At 72.2% G+C, this 14790-nt stretch carries 12 protein-coding genes; 7 read left to right on the top strand and 5 right to left on the bottom strand.

The features are described 5' to 3' along the window. The first annotated feature begins 60 nt into the window (after positions 1-60). Positions 61-879, top strand: a complete 819-nt coding sequence (locus ACZ7MF_RS08840; protein ID WP_471475386.1) for a helix-turn-helix domain-containing protein — start codon at positions 61-63, stop codon at positions 877-879. Here the strand turns inward: ACZ7MF_RS08840 and ACZ7MF_RS08835 are convergent. Beyond that, on the bottom strand, positions 861-1286 hold the full coding sequence (locus ACZ7MF_RS08835) for a hypothetical protein (protein ID WP_471475385.1): 426 nt from the start codon (positions 1284-1286) through the stop codon (positions 861-863). The genes ACZ7MF_RS08840 and ACZ7MF_RS08835 overlap by 19 nt on opposite strands. 229 nt (positions 1287-1515) lie before the next feature. On the opposite strand from ACZ7MF_RS08835, the gene ACZ7MF_RS08830 reads away from it, so the two are divergent. The 6 genes from ACZ7MF_RS08830 to narI all read left to right on the top strand — a co-directional run bounded on the left by ACZ7MF_RS08830 (position 1516) and on the right by narI (position 9906). Continuing rightward, a complete protein-coding gene (locus ACZ7MF_RS08830) occupies positions 1516-2379 on the top strand; it encodes a helix-turn-helix domain-containing protein (RefSeq protein WP_471475383.1) in 864 nt (287 codons plus the stop codon). Positions 2380-2422: 43 nt separating this feature from the next. Beyond that, on the top strand, positions 2423-3244 hold the full coding sequence (locus ACZ7MF_RS08825; protein ID WP_471475382.1) for an SAM-dependent methyltransferase: 822 nt from the start codon (positions 2423-2425) through the stop codon (positions 3242-3244). 153 nt (positions 3245-3397) lie between these two features. Then, positions 3398-7093, top strand: coding sequence for a nitrate reductase subunit alpha (locus tag ACZ7MF_RS08820; RefSeq protein WP_471475381.1), 3696 nt, complete (start codon positions 3398-3400; stop codon positions 7091-7093). Then, positions 7093-8688: a nitrate reductase subunit beta gene (gene narH, locus ACZ7MF_RS08815; protein WP_471475379.1), complete on the top strand. Its 1596-nt coding sequence runs from the start codon at positions 7093-7095 to the stop codon at positions 8686-8688. The genes ACZ7MF_RS08820 and narH overlap by 1 nt, the downstream gene beginning before the upstream one ends. 4 nt (positions 8689-8692) lie before the next feature. Further along, on the top strand, positions 8693-9187 hold the full coding sequence (gene narJ, locus ACZ7MF_RS08810) for a nitrate reductase molybdenum cofactor assembly chaperone (protein WP_471475378.1): 495 nt from the start codon (positions 8693-8695) through the stop codon (positions 9185-9187). After that, positions 9184-9906 carry a respiratory nitrate reductase subunit gamma gene (gene narI / locus ACZ7MF_RS08805; protein WP_356865070.1) on the top strand — a complete coding sequence of 241 codons (723 nt, stop codon included), beginning with the start codon at positions 9184-9186 and terminating at the stop codon, positions 9904-9906. Before narJ ends, narI begins: the two co-directional genes overlap by 4 nt. 20 nt (positions 9907-9926) lie before the next feature. Here the strand turns inward: narI and ACZ7MF_RS08800 are convergent, their stop codons facing one another. The 4 genes from ACZ7MF_RS08800 to ACZ7MF_RS08785 form a co-directional block, all read right to left on the bottom strand. Further along, a complete protein-coding gene (locus ACZ7MF_RS08800; RefSeq protein ID WP_003972448.1) occupies positions 9927-10352 on the bottom strand; it encodes an OsmC family protein in 426 nt (141 codons plus the stop codon). 87 nt (positions 10353-10439) lie between these two features. Continuing rightward, positions 10440-12248, bottom strand: coding sequence for a vWA domain-containing protein (locus tag ACZ7MF_RS08795; protein WP_471475376.1), 1809 nt, complete (start codon positions 12246-12248; stop codon positions 10440-10442). Then, on the bottom strand, positions 12245-13306 hold the full coding sequence (locus ACZ7MF_RS08790) for an ATP-binding protein (RefSeq protein WP_471475374.1): 1062 nt from the start codon (positions 13304-13306) through the stop codon (positions 12245-12247). Before ACZ7MF_RS08790 ends, ACZ7MF_RS08795 begins: the two co-directional genes overlap by 4 nt. A 79-nt stretch (positions 13307-13385) precedes the next feature. Beyond that, positions 13386-14786 carry an amino acid permease gene (locus tag ACZ7MF_RS08785; protein WP_471475373.1) on the bottom strand — a complete coding sequence of 467 codons (1401 nt, stop codon included), beginning with the start codon at positions 14784-14786 and terminating at the stop codon, positions 13386-13388. Between the last annotated feature and the right edge of the window lie 4 nt (positions 14787-14790).

Genomic DNA, 14790 nt, shown 5'->3' with positions numbered 1-14790 from the left:
CCTCAGCCTGCCACAGCGCGGCCGCTCCGGCGCGCCCCGGCGTCGACTACCGTTCGGGGTATGACCGCACTCGTGTCCGGCACCTCCCCCGCCACCGACCGGGGCGTGGGGCCGATGCTGCGTGCCTGGCGGGAGCGGCGGCGGGTCAGCCAGCTGGAGCTGGCACTGCGCGCCGATTCCTCCGCCCGGCACATCAGTTTCGTCGAGACGGGCCGTTCCCGGCCGAGCGAGGAGATGGTGCTGCGCCTCGCCGAGCACCTCGACGTCCCGGTGCGCGAGCGCAACGCGCTGCTGCTCGCGGCCGGTTACGCCCCGCACTACCCGGAGACCCCGCTGGACGACCCCGCGCTCGGCACCCTGCGCGAGGGCATGGAGCGGCTGATCCGGGGCTACGAGCCGTATCCGGCGCTGGTCGTCGACGCGACGTACCGGGTGCTGGCGGCCAACCGGGGGATCGCGATGCTGATGGACGGCGTGGCGGAGCACCTGCTCACGCCGCCGCTGAACGCCATCCGGCTGACGCTGCACCCGGAAGGCCTGGCGCCGCGCATCCGCAACCTGCGCGAGTGGCGCGGGCACCTGCTGGAGCAGATGGAGCGGCAGATCGCCCTGCACCGCTCGCGGCCGCTGCGGGAGCTGTACGACGAGGTGGTCGCCTATCCGGTGCCAAAGACCGCGCCGGGCGCCGAGCCGGACGAACCGGTGCCGTACTTCGCGCTGCCGATGCAGATCGAGCACGAGGGACACGTCCTGTCGTTCATCTCGTCCATCTCCACCTTCAACACCCCGATGGACGTGACGGTCGCCGAGCTGGCCATCGAGACGCTGCTCCCGGCCGACCCGGCGACGGTCAAGTACCTTCAGACGCTGCTGCCCTGATCCTGCCTCAGGGCCCCGTACTGGAGCAGTGCGAACGCGGCGACGACGACGGCCTGGAGCACCGTCCACACCGCCCCGGCCGCGGTGGGCGTGAGCCACAGGGCGAGGGCGGCGAAGCTGACGGCCGCCCAGGCGAGGTTGGCCTCGACGACGGCCCGGACGGCGAGCGCCGGGGGCCGGGGGCGGGCGGCCAGCAGCCCAACACACCCGGCGTACACCGTGAGGAAGGCCCCGAGCGCGAGGAGCAGCCCCGAGTCCGCGCCGAGGTAGCGGCCGAGCGGGCCGGACAGTGCGAGGTAGGCGAGCGCGTTGACGCCGGTCACCGCCGCGTCGAGGGCCAGGAAGCGGCGGAGCATCAGCCGCGGTTCGGCCGTACGGGCGAGTGCGGCAAGCTGGTGCGTGGACATGACGAGTCACCCTCCGTCGGGTCGGAGATGCTGGGGGTCGGGCCGGATCCCGGACCGGAGTGCGCCGGACCGGAACCCGGTGGCTCCACGATCCCGCCCCGGAAGGGCTCGGTCGATTACCCGCCGGGTAATGCGTCCGGTCCGAGAAAGATCCACGAACACCCCTGTGAGACTGACAGAGGAACATGACAGACTGCGATGAGACTTGGGCGCGTTGGGGAGGCGTGGCGTGAGCGAGCGACGGGCCGCACCCACCGTGGGCCAGGTGGTCCTCGGCAGACGGCTGCAGGAACTGCGGGAGAGGGCGGGACTCAAGCGCGAGGAGGCCGCCAAGGTGCTCCGCGTGGCCCCGGCGACCGTGCGGCGCATGGAAATGGCCGAGGTGTCGCTGAAAATACCGTATGTCCAGATACTGCTGACGGCGTACGGAGTCGCCGGTGACGAGGTCGCGGCGTTCGTCGCGCTCGCCGAGGAGGCGAACCAGCCGGGCTGGTGGCAGCGGTACCACGACGTGCTGCCGGACTGGTTCAGCCTGTACGTGAGCCTGGAGGGTGCCGCGCGGATCGTCCGCTCCTACGAGCCGCACTTCGTCCCCGGGCTGCTGCAGACCGAGGACTACGCGCGCTCGGTCCTGGAGGCCGGGACGATCGGAAACGCGGGCGCGGACGCGGTGGAGCGGCACGTGTCCCTGCGCATGGAGCGGCAGCGGCTCCTCGACCGCCCCGACCCGCCCCACCTGTGGGTGGTGATGGACGAGACGGTGCTGAAGCGGCCGGTGAGCATCCACGGCCGGGTGATGCGCGAGCAGCTCGACAAGCTGCTGGAGTTCGCGACCCGGGACCGGGTGACGCTCCAGGTCGCCGAGTTCGAGGACGGGCCGCACCCCGGGACGTACGCGCCGTTCACCCTGTTCCGCTTCGCGGAGCCGGAGCTGCCCGACATGGTCTTCACCGAGTACCTGACGGGCGCCCTGTACCTGGACTCCCGCACCGAGGTCTCGGCGCACCTGGAGGTCCTGGACCACATGACGGCGCGCGCCGCCTCGACCCAGCGCACCGAGAAGGTCCTGCGCGAGTACCGCGAGAACTTCTGACCGGCGACGACCCGCCACCCGGCCCCTGAGGAGACGACACCGCATGACCGGACCCGAGCCCGCGCCCGCCTCCCCGCCCCTCGACACCAGCAGGCCGCACCCGGCCCGGGTCTACGACTGGTGGCTGGGCGGCAAGGACAACTACCCGGTGGACGAGGAGCTGGCCCGCCGGATCCTCGCCGCGGACAGCACGGCGGTACGCGGGGCGCGCGCGAACCGCCGGTTCATGCACCGGGCGGTGCGTACCCTCGCCGAGGCCGGGATCCGCCAGTTCCTGGACATCGGCACCGGCATCCCCACCGAGCCGAACCTGCACCAGGTGGCGCAGGCGGTGGCCCCCGAGTCGCGCGTCGTCTACGCCGACAACGACCCGATCGTCCTCCGGCACGCCGAGGCGCTGCTGCACGGCTCGGCGGAGGGTGCCACCGAGTACGTCCACGCGGACGTCCGGGACCCGGACCTGATCCTGCGGCTGGCGGGCGAGTCCCTGGACTTCGGCCGGCCCGTCGCCCTGTCGCTGGTGGCCCTGACCCACTACCTGGGCGACGCGGCCGACGGCGACGACGTGCACGGCCTGCTCAAGCGGTACAAGGACGTGCTCGCACCGGGCAGCTGCCTGGTCCTCTCGCAGGTCACGCCCGACCTGAACCCGGAGGCGGTGGGAAAGGCCGCGGAGCTGTTCGCCCGCGGCGGCACGCCCTTCCACCCGCGCTCCCTCACCGAGTTCGCGCACTTCTTCGACGGCCTGGAACTGCTGGGCCCCGGCATCATCCCGGTCACCGGCTGGCGGCCGGACCCGGAGGACGTGGCGGCCCAGACGGAGGGCATCGTGCCGGTGTACGCGGGGGTGGCCCGCAAGCCCTGACCCCGGCCCTGCGCGCACACCCCGCCGCTGCCGTCCGGCGGCCCGCCCCTGACCCGTACGGGCGCCGCGAACAGGTGCGCTCCCGCGCCCGGCCCTAGGTTCGTGAACCAGGGCCTGGCGAGCACCCGGGACCGGGTGAGCAAGGGAGCGCACGTGACCGACACGCGGACACCGCCCACCGAGCCGGGCGCGGCGCTGCTGCGCGCGGGACGGTTCTTCCGGCCGGGCACCGCCGCACCCGACCTGCACAGCATCGGACTGGTCGGCGGGCGCGAGGCGGACGCCTTCTACCGGGACCGCTGGAGCCACGACAAGGTCGTGACGTCGACGCACGGCGTGAACTGCACGGGTTCGTGCCGGTGGAACGTGTACGTCAAGGACGGCATCATCACCTGGGAGACCCAGGCCACGGACTATCCGTCGGTCGGCCCCGACCGTCCCGAGTACGAGCCGCGCGGCTGCCCCCGTGGCGCGGCGTTCTCCTGGTACACCTACTCCCCCACCCGCGTGCGCTACCCGTACGTGCGCGGCGTGCTGCTGACGATGTACCGCGAGGCGAAGGCCCGGCTGGAGGACCCGGTGCTGGCCTGGGCCGACATCCAGGGCGACCCGGAGCGGCGCGGGCGCTACCAGCGGGCGCGCGGCAAGGGCGGCCTGGTCCGGGCGAGCTGGGACGAGGCGGTCGAGATGATCGCCGCCGCCCACGTGCACACGATCCGCACCCAGGGCCCCGACCGCATCGCGGGCTTCTCCCCCATCCCCGCCATGTCGATGGTGTCGCACGCGGCGGGCGCCCGCTTCCACTCGCTGATCGGCGCCCCGATGCTGTCGTTCTACGACTGGTACGCCGACCTGCCCGTGGCGTCCCCACAGGTCTTCGGCGACCAGACGGACGTGCCGGAGTCGGGCGACTGGTGGGACGCGGCGTACCTCATCATGTGGGGCACCAACGTGCCGGTGACCCGCACGCCGGACGCGCACTGGATGGCGGAGGCCCGCTACCGGGGTCAGAAGGTGGTCGTGGTCTCGCCCGACTACGCCGACAACACCAAGTTCGCCGACCAGTGGCTGCACCCGCACCCCGGGACGGACGCCGCGCTGGCGATGGCGATGGGGCACGTGGTGCTCAAGGAGTTCTTCGTCGACCGCGTCACCCCGTTCTTCGACGACTACGTACGGCGCTTCACCGACCTGCCGTTCCTGGTGACGCTGACCGAGCGGGACGGGGCGTACGTGCCGGACAAGTTCCTGCGCGCCGCCGACCTGGGGCAGGGCGGCGACGACGCCCGCTGGAAGACGGTCGTCCTGGACGAGGCGACGGGCCGCGCGGTCGTCCCGAACGGCTCGCTGGGCTTCCGCTGGAACGACGCCGACCGGGGGAAGTGGAACCTGGACCTGGGCGACGTACGCCCCCGGCTGAGCCTGCACGGCCACGAGATGGGCTCGGGCGTGGAAGTGCTCCTTCCCCGCTTCGACACCGAGGGCGGCACACACGGGCAGGGACGCGGCGACGTCCTGCGCCGCGGGGTGCCGGCGACGCGCCTCGGCGGGGCGACCGGGCCGCTGGTGACGACGGTCTTCGACCTGATGCTGGCCCAGTACGGCGTGGCCCGGCCGGACCTGCCGGGCGACTGGCCGGCGTCGTACGAGGACGCCGACGCGCCCGCCACCCCGGCCTGGCAGGAGACGCACACCTCGGTCCCGGCGGCGGCCTGCGTGCGCATCGCCCGGGAGTTCGCGCGCACCGCCGAACGCTCCAAGGGCCGCTGCATGATCCTCATGGGCGCGGGCACCAACCACTGGTTCCACTCCGAGACGATCTACCGGGGCTTCCTCGCCCTGCTCCAGCTCACCGGCTGCCAGGGCCGCAACGGCGGCGGCTGGGCGCACTACGTTGGCCAGGAGAAGTGCCGCCCGGTGACCGGCTGGGCATCGCTGGCCGCCGCGTCGGACTGGTCGCGCCCGCCGCGCCAGGCGATCGGCACCGGGTACTGGTACCTGCACACCGACCAGTGGCGCTACGACCGTTTCCGCGCCGACGTCCTCGCCTCGCCGCTGGGCGAGGGGCGGCTGGCCGGGATGGCGGGCGCGGACTGTCTCGCCCTGTCGGCGCGCACCGGCTGGATGCCCTCGTACCCGACCTTCGACCGCAACCCGCTGGAGCTGGGCGAGACCTTCGGCGACCCGGTGGCGAACGCGGTGGCCGAACTGCGGGCGGGAACCCTGAAGTTCGCGGGCGAGGACCCGGACGCGCCCGAGAACTGGCCGCGGATCGTGACCCTGTGGCGGGCCAATCTGCTCGGTTCGTCCGGCAAGGGCGCCGAGTACTTCACCAAGCACCTGCTGGGCACCCAGTCCTCGCTGCGGGCCGAGGAGGCGGCGCCCGGCGAGCGGCCCCGGGACGTGGTCTGGCACGAGGAGGCGCCCGAAGGGAAGCTCGACCTGCTGCTGTCGCTGGACTTCCGGCACACCTCGTCCACGCTGCTGTCCGACGTGGTGCTGCCCGCCGCGACCTGGTACGAGAAGCACGACCTGTCCAGCACGGACATGCACCCCTACGTGCACGCCTTCTCCCCGGCGGTCAGCCCGCCGTGGCAGGCGCGCACCGACTTCGACACCTTCAAGCTCCTCGCGGAGAAACTGAGCGAGCTGGCCAAGGAGCATCTCGGGGTGCGCAAGGACCTGGTGGCGGCGCCGCTCCAGCACGACACCCCGGGCGAGATCGCCCAGCCGGGCGGTGTCGTGCGGGACTGGCGGCGCGGGGAGTGCGAGCCGGAGCCCGGGAAGACCATGCCGAACCTCGTCGTCGTGGAGCGCGACTACACCGCGATCGGGGCGAAGTTCGCGGCGCTGGGCCCGCTGGTGGAGGACAAGGGGCTGCCCGCCAAGGGCATCACCCTGCGGCCGGACGAGGAGGTGGCGCGGCTGCGGGACCTGAACGGCACGGTGCGCGGCGGCCCGGCCGACGGGCGCCCGGCGCTGGACACGGCGGTGAAGGCGGCCAACACCATCCTGTCGCTGTCCGGCACCACCAACGGGCGACTGGCGACCCAGGGTTTCCACACCCTGGAGGCGAAGACCGGGCAGGAGATGGCCCACCTGGCCGCCGAGCACGAGGGCAAGCGCATCACCTACGCCGACACCCAGGCGGCGCCGGTGCCGGTGATCACCTCTCCGGAATGGTCGGGCAGCGAGGCGGGCGGGCGGCGCTACACGGCGTTCACGCTCAACACCGAGCACCTCAAGCCCTGGCACACCCTCACCGGCCGGCAGCACTTCTTCGTCGACCACGACTGGATGCACGAGCTGGGCGAGGCACTGCCCGTGTACCGGCCGCCGCTGGACATGCACCGGCTGTTCGGCGAACCGCGACTCGGTCCCGACGGGCACCGCGAGGTGACGGTCCGCTACCTCACCCCGCACAACAAGTGGTCGATCCACTCCGAGTACCAGGACAACCTGTTCATGCTGGCGCTGTCCCGCGGCGGTCAGACCATCTGGATGTCCGCCGAGGACGCGGCGGCGATCGGGGTCGCGGACGACGACTGGATCGAGGCGGTCAACCGCAACGGCGTGGTGGTGGCCCGCGCGATCGTCTCGCACCGCATGCCGCCCGGCACGGTCTTCATGCACCACGCCCAGGAACGCACGGTCAACGTCCCGCTCACGGAGACGACCGGGAAGCGCGGCGGCGTCCACAACTCACTCACCCGTCTGCTCCTCAAGCCGACCCATCTCATCGGCGGCTACGCCCAGTTGTCCTGGGCGTTCAACTACCTGGGTCCGACGGGCAACCAGCGCGACGAGGTGACGGTGATCCGCCGCCGCTCCCAGGAGGTCGAGTACTGATGCGTCCGATGGCCCAGGTCGCGATGGTCATGAACCTAGACAAGTGCATCGGCTGCCACACCTGTTCGGTCACCTGCAAGCAGGCGTGGACCAACCGGCGGGGCATGGAGTACGTCTGGTTCAACAACGTCGAGACCCGCCCGGGACAGGGCTACCCGCGCCGCTACGAGGACCAGGAGAAGTGGCAGGGCGGCTGGGAGCTGAACCGGCGGGGCGCGCTGCGGCTGAAGGCGGGCGGCCGGTTCAAGAAGCTCGCCGGGATCTTCTCCAACCCGCGGCTCCCGGAGATCAAGGACTACTACGAGCCCTGGACGTACGACTACAAGAACCTCACCGACGCCCCGCTCGGCACCGACTACCCCGTCGCGCGCCCGGTCTCGCAGCTGGACGGCAAACCGATGAAGATCGGCTGGTCCTCGAACTGGGACGACAGCCTGGGCGGTGCCCCCGCCTACGGCGACCTGGACCCCATGGTGGAGCGCACCCGGCAACAGGCCTCGGAGAAGGTGCGGTTCGCGTACGAAGAGACCTTCATGTTCTACCTGCCGCGCATCTGCGAGCACTGCCTGAACCCGTCGTGCGTGGCGTCGTGCCCGTCGGGGGCGATGTACAAGCGCTCGGAGGACGGCATCGTCCTGGTCGACCAGGACCGCTGCCGGGGCTGGCGGATGTGCGTGACCGGCTGCCCGTACAAGAAGGTGTACTTCAACCACCGCACCGGCAAGGCGGAGAAGTGCACCTTCTGCTATCCGCGCATCGAGGTGGGCCAGCCCACCGTCTGCTCGGAGACCTGCGTGGGGCGGCTCAGGTACCTGGGGGTCGTCCTCTACGACGCCGACAAGGTGACCGAGGCCGCCGAGACACCGAACGAACGCGACCTGTACGAGGCGCAGTTGGGTGTCTTCCTCGACCCGGAGGATCCCGGGGTGCGGCGGGCCGCCGAGGAGGCGGGCATCCCGTTCGACTGGATCGAGGCGGCCCGCCGCTCCCCCGTGCACACGCTGGTCAGCAAGTACAGGGTGGCGCTGCCACTGCACCCGGAGTACCGCACGATGCCGATGGTCTGGTACATCCCGCCGCTGTCCCCGGTCGTGGACGCGCTGACCGAGACCGGGCACGACGGCGAGGACGCCGACAACCTCTTCGGCGCCATCGACACGCTGCGCATCCCGCTGGAGTACCTGGCCGAGCTGTTCACGGCCGGCGACACCGGGCCGGTGCGGGCGTCGCTGGAGAAACTCGCCGCGATGCGGGCCCACATGCGGTCGGTCAACCTCGGCGAGGACCCCGACCCGGCCGTCTGCGCGGGCGTCGGCATGCGCCCCGAGGAGATCCAGGAGATGTACCGGCTGCTGGCGATCGCCAAGTACGAGGAGCGGTACGTGATTCCGACGGCGGCCGTCGGGGACGCACACCGGCTGGAGGCGTCCGCGCTGCCGGACACGTGCAGCCTGGACACCGACGGCGGCCCCGGCATGGGCGGCGACGGGCCGTTCGGCCAGGACTCGGGGCGCAAGCGGCTGCCGCTGGTGCCGGTGGAGAACTTCCACATCCTGCGCAGGCGACAGACCGCGGACGACGAGAGGGAGGTCTGATCCGATGCCCGGCTTCGAGGTCCTGTACCAGGCGGCGGCGCTCTGTCTGACGTATCCCGACGACGACTTCCGCGCCCGGCTGCCGCTGCTGCGCGAGGCGGCGCCGCAACTGCGCGGCTTCACCGACCACGCGGCGGCGACCGGGCAGGGTGAACTCCAGGCCCACTATGTCGAGGTCTTCGACTTCAGGAACCGGCACAGCCTGTACCTGAGCTGGTGGACCGACGGCGACACCCGCAACCGCGGGATGTCCCTGGTCCGCTTCAAGGAGCTGTACCGCAGGCACGGCCTGGAGTTCACCGGCGAGGAGCTGCCGGACTTCCTGCCGGCGGTCCTGGAGTTCGTCTCCCGCACCGGGGACATGGGGATGCTCACCGAGCACCGTGACGCCCTGGACCAGCTGCGCGCCCGGCTCACCGCCTTCGGCACGCCCTACGCCTGCGTCCTGGACGCCGTGTGCGCCACCCTGCCGCCCGCACCCACCGGAGCCCGCCGATGAACGTCTTCCTGTGGGGCGTGCTGCCCTACGCCGCCTTCGCGCTGCTGATCGCGGGCCTCGTCTGGCGGCACCGCTACGACCGCTTCGGCTGGACGACCCGCTCCTCGCAGGTCTACGAGTCCAAGCTGCTGAACATCGCCTCGCCGGTCTTCCACTACGGCATCCTCTTCGTGCTCGCCGGCCACCTGATCGGCCTGTTCATCCCGGCGTCCTGGACGCAGTCCATCGGCATCAGCGAGCACGCGTACCACCTGTTCTCGCTCTACGGCGGCACCGTCTCCGGGGTCCTCGCGGTCGCCGGGATCGGCATCCTGATCTACCGGCGCCGCACCAACGCGCCGGTCTTCCGGGCCACCACGGCCAACGACAAGCTCATGTACGTCTTCCTGCTCGGCGCCCTGCTCCTCGGCATGATCGCCAAGCTCTCCGACACCTCCGGCAACGGCTACGACTACCGCAGCACCATCGCCCCGTGGGCGCGCAGCCTGTTCACCCTGAACCCTAAGACGGAGCTGATGGCGGGCGTCCCGGTGCTGTACCACGTGCACGCGGTGGTCGGGATGGTGCTGATCGCCCTGGTGCCCTACACCCGTCTGGTGCACATGTTCAGCGCGCCCCTGCAGTACCTGACCCGGCCGTACGTGGTCTACCGGTCGCGCGACCCCAGGCAGCTGGGGCCGCGCCCGGACCGGCGGGGCTGGGAGCGCGCGGGCTCCTAGCGTCCTGTCCGACTGTCCGGCTAGGCCAGCTTGGCCGACAGGGTGATGGTGGTGCCGGTCAGGGCCTGGCTGACCGGGCAGTTCTTCTTGGCGTCCTCGGCGGCGGCGACGAACGCGTCGTTGTCCAGGCCGGGGACGGTGCCCTCCACGGTGAGGTGGATGCCCTTGATGCCCTCGCCGGGCTGGAAGGTGACGTCGGCGGAGGTGGTGAGCTTGGTGGGCGGGGTGCCGGCGCCGGCCAGGCCGTGCGACAGCGCCATGGAGAAGCAGCTGGAGTGGGCGGCGGCGATCAGCTCTTCGGGGCTGGTCTTGCCGTTCGCCTGCTCGGCGCGCGACGGCCACGACACCGGCTGCTCGCCGATGCCGGACGAGTCGAAGGTGACGACACCGTTGCCCTCGAGCAGGTTGCCTTCCCAGACGGTGTGTGCGGAGCGCGTGGTTGCCACGGCGGTTCCTCTCGAATTCTCTTGCTGTAGCTGGGCGGTGGGAGCCCGGCGGCCGGGCTCCCACCCCCCATCCGATCACACTCCGGCTCAGCTCACCCGGAAGACCGGCCCTCGGGCCGTGAACGGCAGCCGCGCGCCCTGCGGGATCAGGTAGGCGTGTTCGCGCCGCACCCGCAGCGCGTCGCACCAGCCGTCGGTGATGACGAGGACCGGAGCGGTGGGCGGGAAGTCGTCGGCGCGCAGCAGCAGGTCCACGCCGGGCTGCAGGACGGTGCCGCCGCGGCCGTGCACCCGCACCCTCCCGGCGATGTCCGTGACGGGCAGGTACCCGGCGTCGTGGGGCGCGGCGTCGCAGAACACGACCCGGGCGGCGGGCACGTCGCGGGCCTCGGCGTAGGAGGCGATGGCGCCGAGCGCCTTGCCGAGCAGGGTGCGGTCCATGGAGCCGGAGGTGTCCAGGACCACGCCGAAGGTGCAGCGGGCGATCTCCTCCGGGGGGAAGTACCGTCCCGCGCGCGGGATGTCGGGGGTGGCCGCCTGACGCCGCGAGGGGCGGGCGAAGGACCGGACGGGCTCGGGGCGGGGCACGTACTCGTCGAACCAGCGGGCCAGCCGGGCGTCCCAGGGCAGCGGCGGGTGGCTGAGGGCGCGGATCTCCTCGACCAGGCCGCCGGGCAGGAAGCCGCGCCCCTGCTGCTGGTGCAGGTCGAAGCCCTGGGCCAGGCCCCGGCGGTAGAAGCCGTCGAGGTCGACGTGGTCGCGGGGCGAGCCGAGCGGGCCGCCGAGGACGTCGGGGACGCCCTTGCCGCGGAGGGTGGACAGGCGGCGCATGCGGCGCAGGTCGTCGGCGATGCGGTCGTAGACCTCCTCGGCGGAGAGCCCGGCCAGCTCCGGGTCGTGGAGCAGGCCTTCGGGCATGGTGCCGACCTGCATCTCGACGAGCCAGCCGTTGATGACGTAGTCGCAGGCCACGTTGAACAGGTACGGGTCGCGGGTGCCGCAGCGGTCGCCGTGGCGCAGGGCGGCGTGCAGCATCTCGTGGGCCAGGATGAAACGCCATTCCTCGTCGTCGTACCGGCGCAGGGGGTTGACGTAGATCTCCCCCGCCTCGGCGTTGACGGCCGCGACGGAGATGCCGTGGGCGCGGGCCAGTTCGGCGTCGGCGACAAGGGTGATGCCGGAGGCGATGCCGCCGAGGAGGGGGTAGGAGGAGACGAACCAGCTGAGGGCCCGCTGCCAGGGCTGAAGTCGGGTGGGTCCGCCGAGCATGGCGTCGCGGCGGCCGCCCGCGAGGTCGAGGGCGGTGGACATGGTGCGGGTCAGGGCGTGGGCGAAGGCCAGTTGCCAGTCGGGGACCTGCGGGTTCCAGGCGTCCCAGGGGACGAGCAGCTGGTCGGGGTCGCCGCCGGCGGTGCCGCAGTGCTCGTAGGCGGCGGGGATGCCGCCCTCGCGGCGCCAGGCGGCGGCGATGCGCTCCTCGTCGCCGTCGGGGTACGTCGGCGGCAGGTGGTCCGGGGTGCGGCCGACCGGGAAGGTCGCCAGGAAGCGGTTGACGACGGTGCAGCGGGCGGCGAGGTCGTACCGGTCGGGCTGGACGCGCTCGCCATGGGCCGCGGGGACGTGGCCGAAGCCGAGGTGGATCAGGGCGTGGGCGATGGCCCAGGCCCAGTCGGCGGGCTCGGCGTGGCGGGTGGGGTGCAGGTGGACCCGGCGGTCGGAGTCGACCCGGGCGAGGCCCTGCCGGGGCGCGACCCTGCACTCCTCCTCCCGGCACAGCTTGACCTGCATCGCCGCGAGCGCCGGGTTGGCCCAGGCGAGCTGCACGCCCTTGGCGCAGTCCTCGGCGGCGGGGTCCTTCTTCTTCTGCTGCTGCTTCTGCTTGCGGGCGCGGCTCACCGGCGGGCCTCCACCAGCCGGGGCATGTCGCGGGCGGCCTCGACCAGGAACCAGGCGGGCAGCAGCGGGTTGCCGTCGGCGTCGGAGGCGATGACGCTCTGGGCGACCTCGACGGAGATCTCGGCGAGCTGCACGAGCAGCGACTTGGCGCGGTAGGCGGTCTGGCGGCCGTTCGCCGACATGTGCTCCTTGCTCGCGGGCAGTTCCTTGACCAGGCGGCCGCGGAAGGACTCGGCGAGGTAGTAGAGCAGGTCGCGGTCCTGGAGGCGGCTGGGCCAGCGGGCCTCGCCCTTGAGGATCGCCTCGATGCCGAACCGGCTGCGGACGATCTTGACGTAGCCGCAGAAGGCGGTCGCGTGGGCCGGGGTGAGGGTGCCGTGGGCGAGGACCTTCAGGGTCTCCTCGTCGAGGTCCTGGCCGAAGGAGTGCAGGGCATCGGAGAGCATGTGCCAGGAGCGCGGGGTGGAGAACGGCTCCTCGGTCTTGGGCGGCTTGGACCACAGGTGGTCGGGGCGGTCGGTGAGGTGGTCGGTGATCCACGGGTGGATGTCGTGCTCGCCGGCCCACACCAGCCAGTCCTTGGCCGAGGCGTCCAGGTGGACGTGGGTGAGGCGGTTGACCAGTGCGGACGCGATGGGGCGGGCGAGCGCGTTGTCGGTGGCGCGGTTTCCGGCGCCGATGACGAGGGAGCCCTTGGGGAGTTCGTAGTTCCCGATGCGGCGGTCCAGGATGAGCGAGTAGAACGCCTTCTGCACGTCCGGGGTGGCCGCGTTCAGCTCGTCCAGGAAGAGGCAGTACGGCTCGTCGCGGGCGATGGACTCCGGCGGGCAGAACACCGACCGGCCGTCCCGGATCTGCGGGACGCCGATCAGGTCCTCGGGCGCGAGCTGGGTGCCGAGCAGGCTCACACACTCCAGGCCCAGCGAGTCGGCGAAGTTCCTCACCAGGGAGGACTTGCCGATGCCGGGTGCGCCCCACAGGAAGACCGGCCGCACGGTGGCGAGGCCGAGCAGCAGTTCCGGGAGGCGGGCGGGAGTGACGGTGACGGCTGCCTGCACGCAGGGGCTCCTTGGCGGGAGAGGGGTCGGGAGGTGACCGGCCCAGTGTGCGTGTCCGCCGGGGTGCCGCGCAGCCGAATTACGGGGCGCTGGACGTCTCCGCGCGCCGCCTGCGGGCCGCCATCACCGCGTACACGAGCACGCCGGCGAAGAGGAACAGCACGCCCTGGTAGACCGCCGCGTAACCGGCGCCCGCGACCAGCCACAGGGAGAAGGCCGCCGCGACCGACGCGACGACGCCGTCCCGGACCAGGCGGGCCCGGTCGACCTTCTCGCCCTGCCCGGAGAGCAGGTGGAAGAGCTGGGCGGCGGTGGCCAGCAGGTAGGGCACGGTGGCGGTGAAGGTGGTGACGAGGACCAGGACCTCGAAGACCTTCGCCGAGCCGGACGTGTAGTTGTAGACGGTGAGCAGCGAGGCGAGGACGACGGTGACGCCGACGCCGACGGTGGGCACCCCGCGCCGCTTGCGCGCGAACGCGGCCGGGAAGAGGCCGTCCCTGGCCGCCGCGTACGGGGTCTGGGCACTGAGCAGGGTCCAGCCGTTGAGGCAGCCCGTCATCGAGACCAGGGCGGCCAGCGCGACGGCCCAGCCGCCCCAGGCGCCGCCGAACATGGCGTTCACGGCGTCCGAGAAGGGGGCGTCCGAGGTGACCAGGCTCTCGTGGGCGACGGTGCCGAAGACCGAGAGGGTGCCGAGGAGGTAGACGAGGGCGGCGCCCGCGGTGCCGATGACCGTGGCGCGGCCGACGGTGCGCCGGGGGTCCTTGACCTCGCCCGCGCTGACCGCGGCGGACTCCACGCCGAGGTAGGAGAAGAGCAGGATCGCGGCGGCGGCGGAGACCGCGCCGATGCCGCTGGAGCCGCTCGCGTTGAACGGGCCGAGGTTGTCGGCGTCGAAGAAGAACAGCCCGCCGACCGCGACAAGCAGCAGCGGCGCGAACTTCAGCACGGTGGAGACCAGCTGGACGGCGCCCACCCAGCGGGTCCCGGCGAAGTTGGCGAGGGCGGGCAGCCACTGGATGACGAGGGCGGCCAGGCACGCGGTCCAGCGGTGGTCGTTCACCGGGATCAGGACGTCGAGGTAGCCGACGGCGGCGACGGCGAGGGCCGCGTTGGACACCCAGGTGGTGATCCAGTACGCCCAGGCGGCGAGGAAGCCGGCGAAGTCGCCGAAGGCCTCACGGGCGTAGACGTAGGGTCCGCCGGTGCGCGGGTCGCGGGCGGCGAGGCGGCCGAAGACCAGCGCGAGCGCGATGGCGCCGACGGTCAGGACGCCGAAGGCCAGCAGGCTGATGGTGCCGAAGGGGGCGACGGAGGCCGGGAGCAGGAAGATGCCGCCGCCGATGATGTTGCCCATGACCAGGGCGGTGGCGACGGGCAGCCCGAAGCGGCGGGCGTGCCGGGTGCTGTCGGATGCGGGGGCCGCGGGGGTCTCCTGCGGTTCCGGAGCCGGTGGGGGGACGGTCCCGGTGACGTGCATGGGG

It is taken from the genome of Streptomyces sp. NPDC111628 (assembly GCF_055635195.1).
This window is presented reverse-complemented; position numbering and strand designations above follow the sequence as displayed.

What these genes read in the sequence shown, in the direction of transcription:
- ACZ7MF_RS08840 (WP_471475386.1), top strand. Translation starts at nt 61, where the DNA reads ATGACCGCACTCGTGTCCGGCACCTCCCCCGCCACCGACCGGGGCGTG.
- ACZ7MF_RS08835 (WP_471475385.1), bottom strand. Translation starts at nt 1,286, where the DNA reads ATGTCCACGCACCAGCTTGCCGCACTCGCCCGTACGGCCGAACCGCGG.
- ACZ7MF_RS08825 (WP_471475382.1), top strand. Translation starts at nt 2,423, where the DNA reads ATGACCGGACCCGAGCCCGCGCCCGCCTCCCCGCCCCTCGACACCAGC.
- narH (WP_471475379.1), top strand. Translation starts at nt 7,093, where the DNA reads ATGCGTCCGATGGCCCAGGTCGCGATGGTCATGAACCTAGACAAGTGC.
- narJ (WP_471475378.1), top strand. Translation starts at nt 8,693, where the DNA reads ATGCCCGGCTTCGAGGTCCTGTACCAGGCGGCGGCGCTCTGTCTGACG.
- narI (WP_356865070.1), top strand. Translation starts at nt 9,184, where the DNA reads ATGAACGTCTTCCTGTGGGGCGTGCTGCCCTACGCCGCCTTCGCGCTG.
- ACZ7MF_RS08785 (WP_471475373.1), bottom strand. Translation starts at nt 14,786, where the DNA reads ATGCACGTCACCGGGACCGTCCCCCCACCGGCTCCGGAACCGCAGGAG.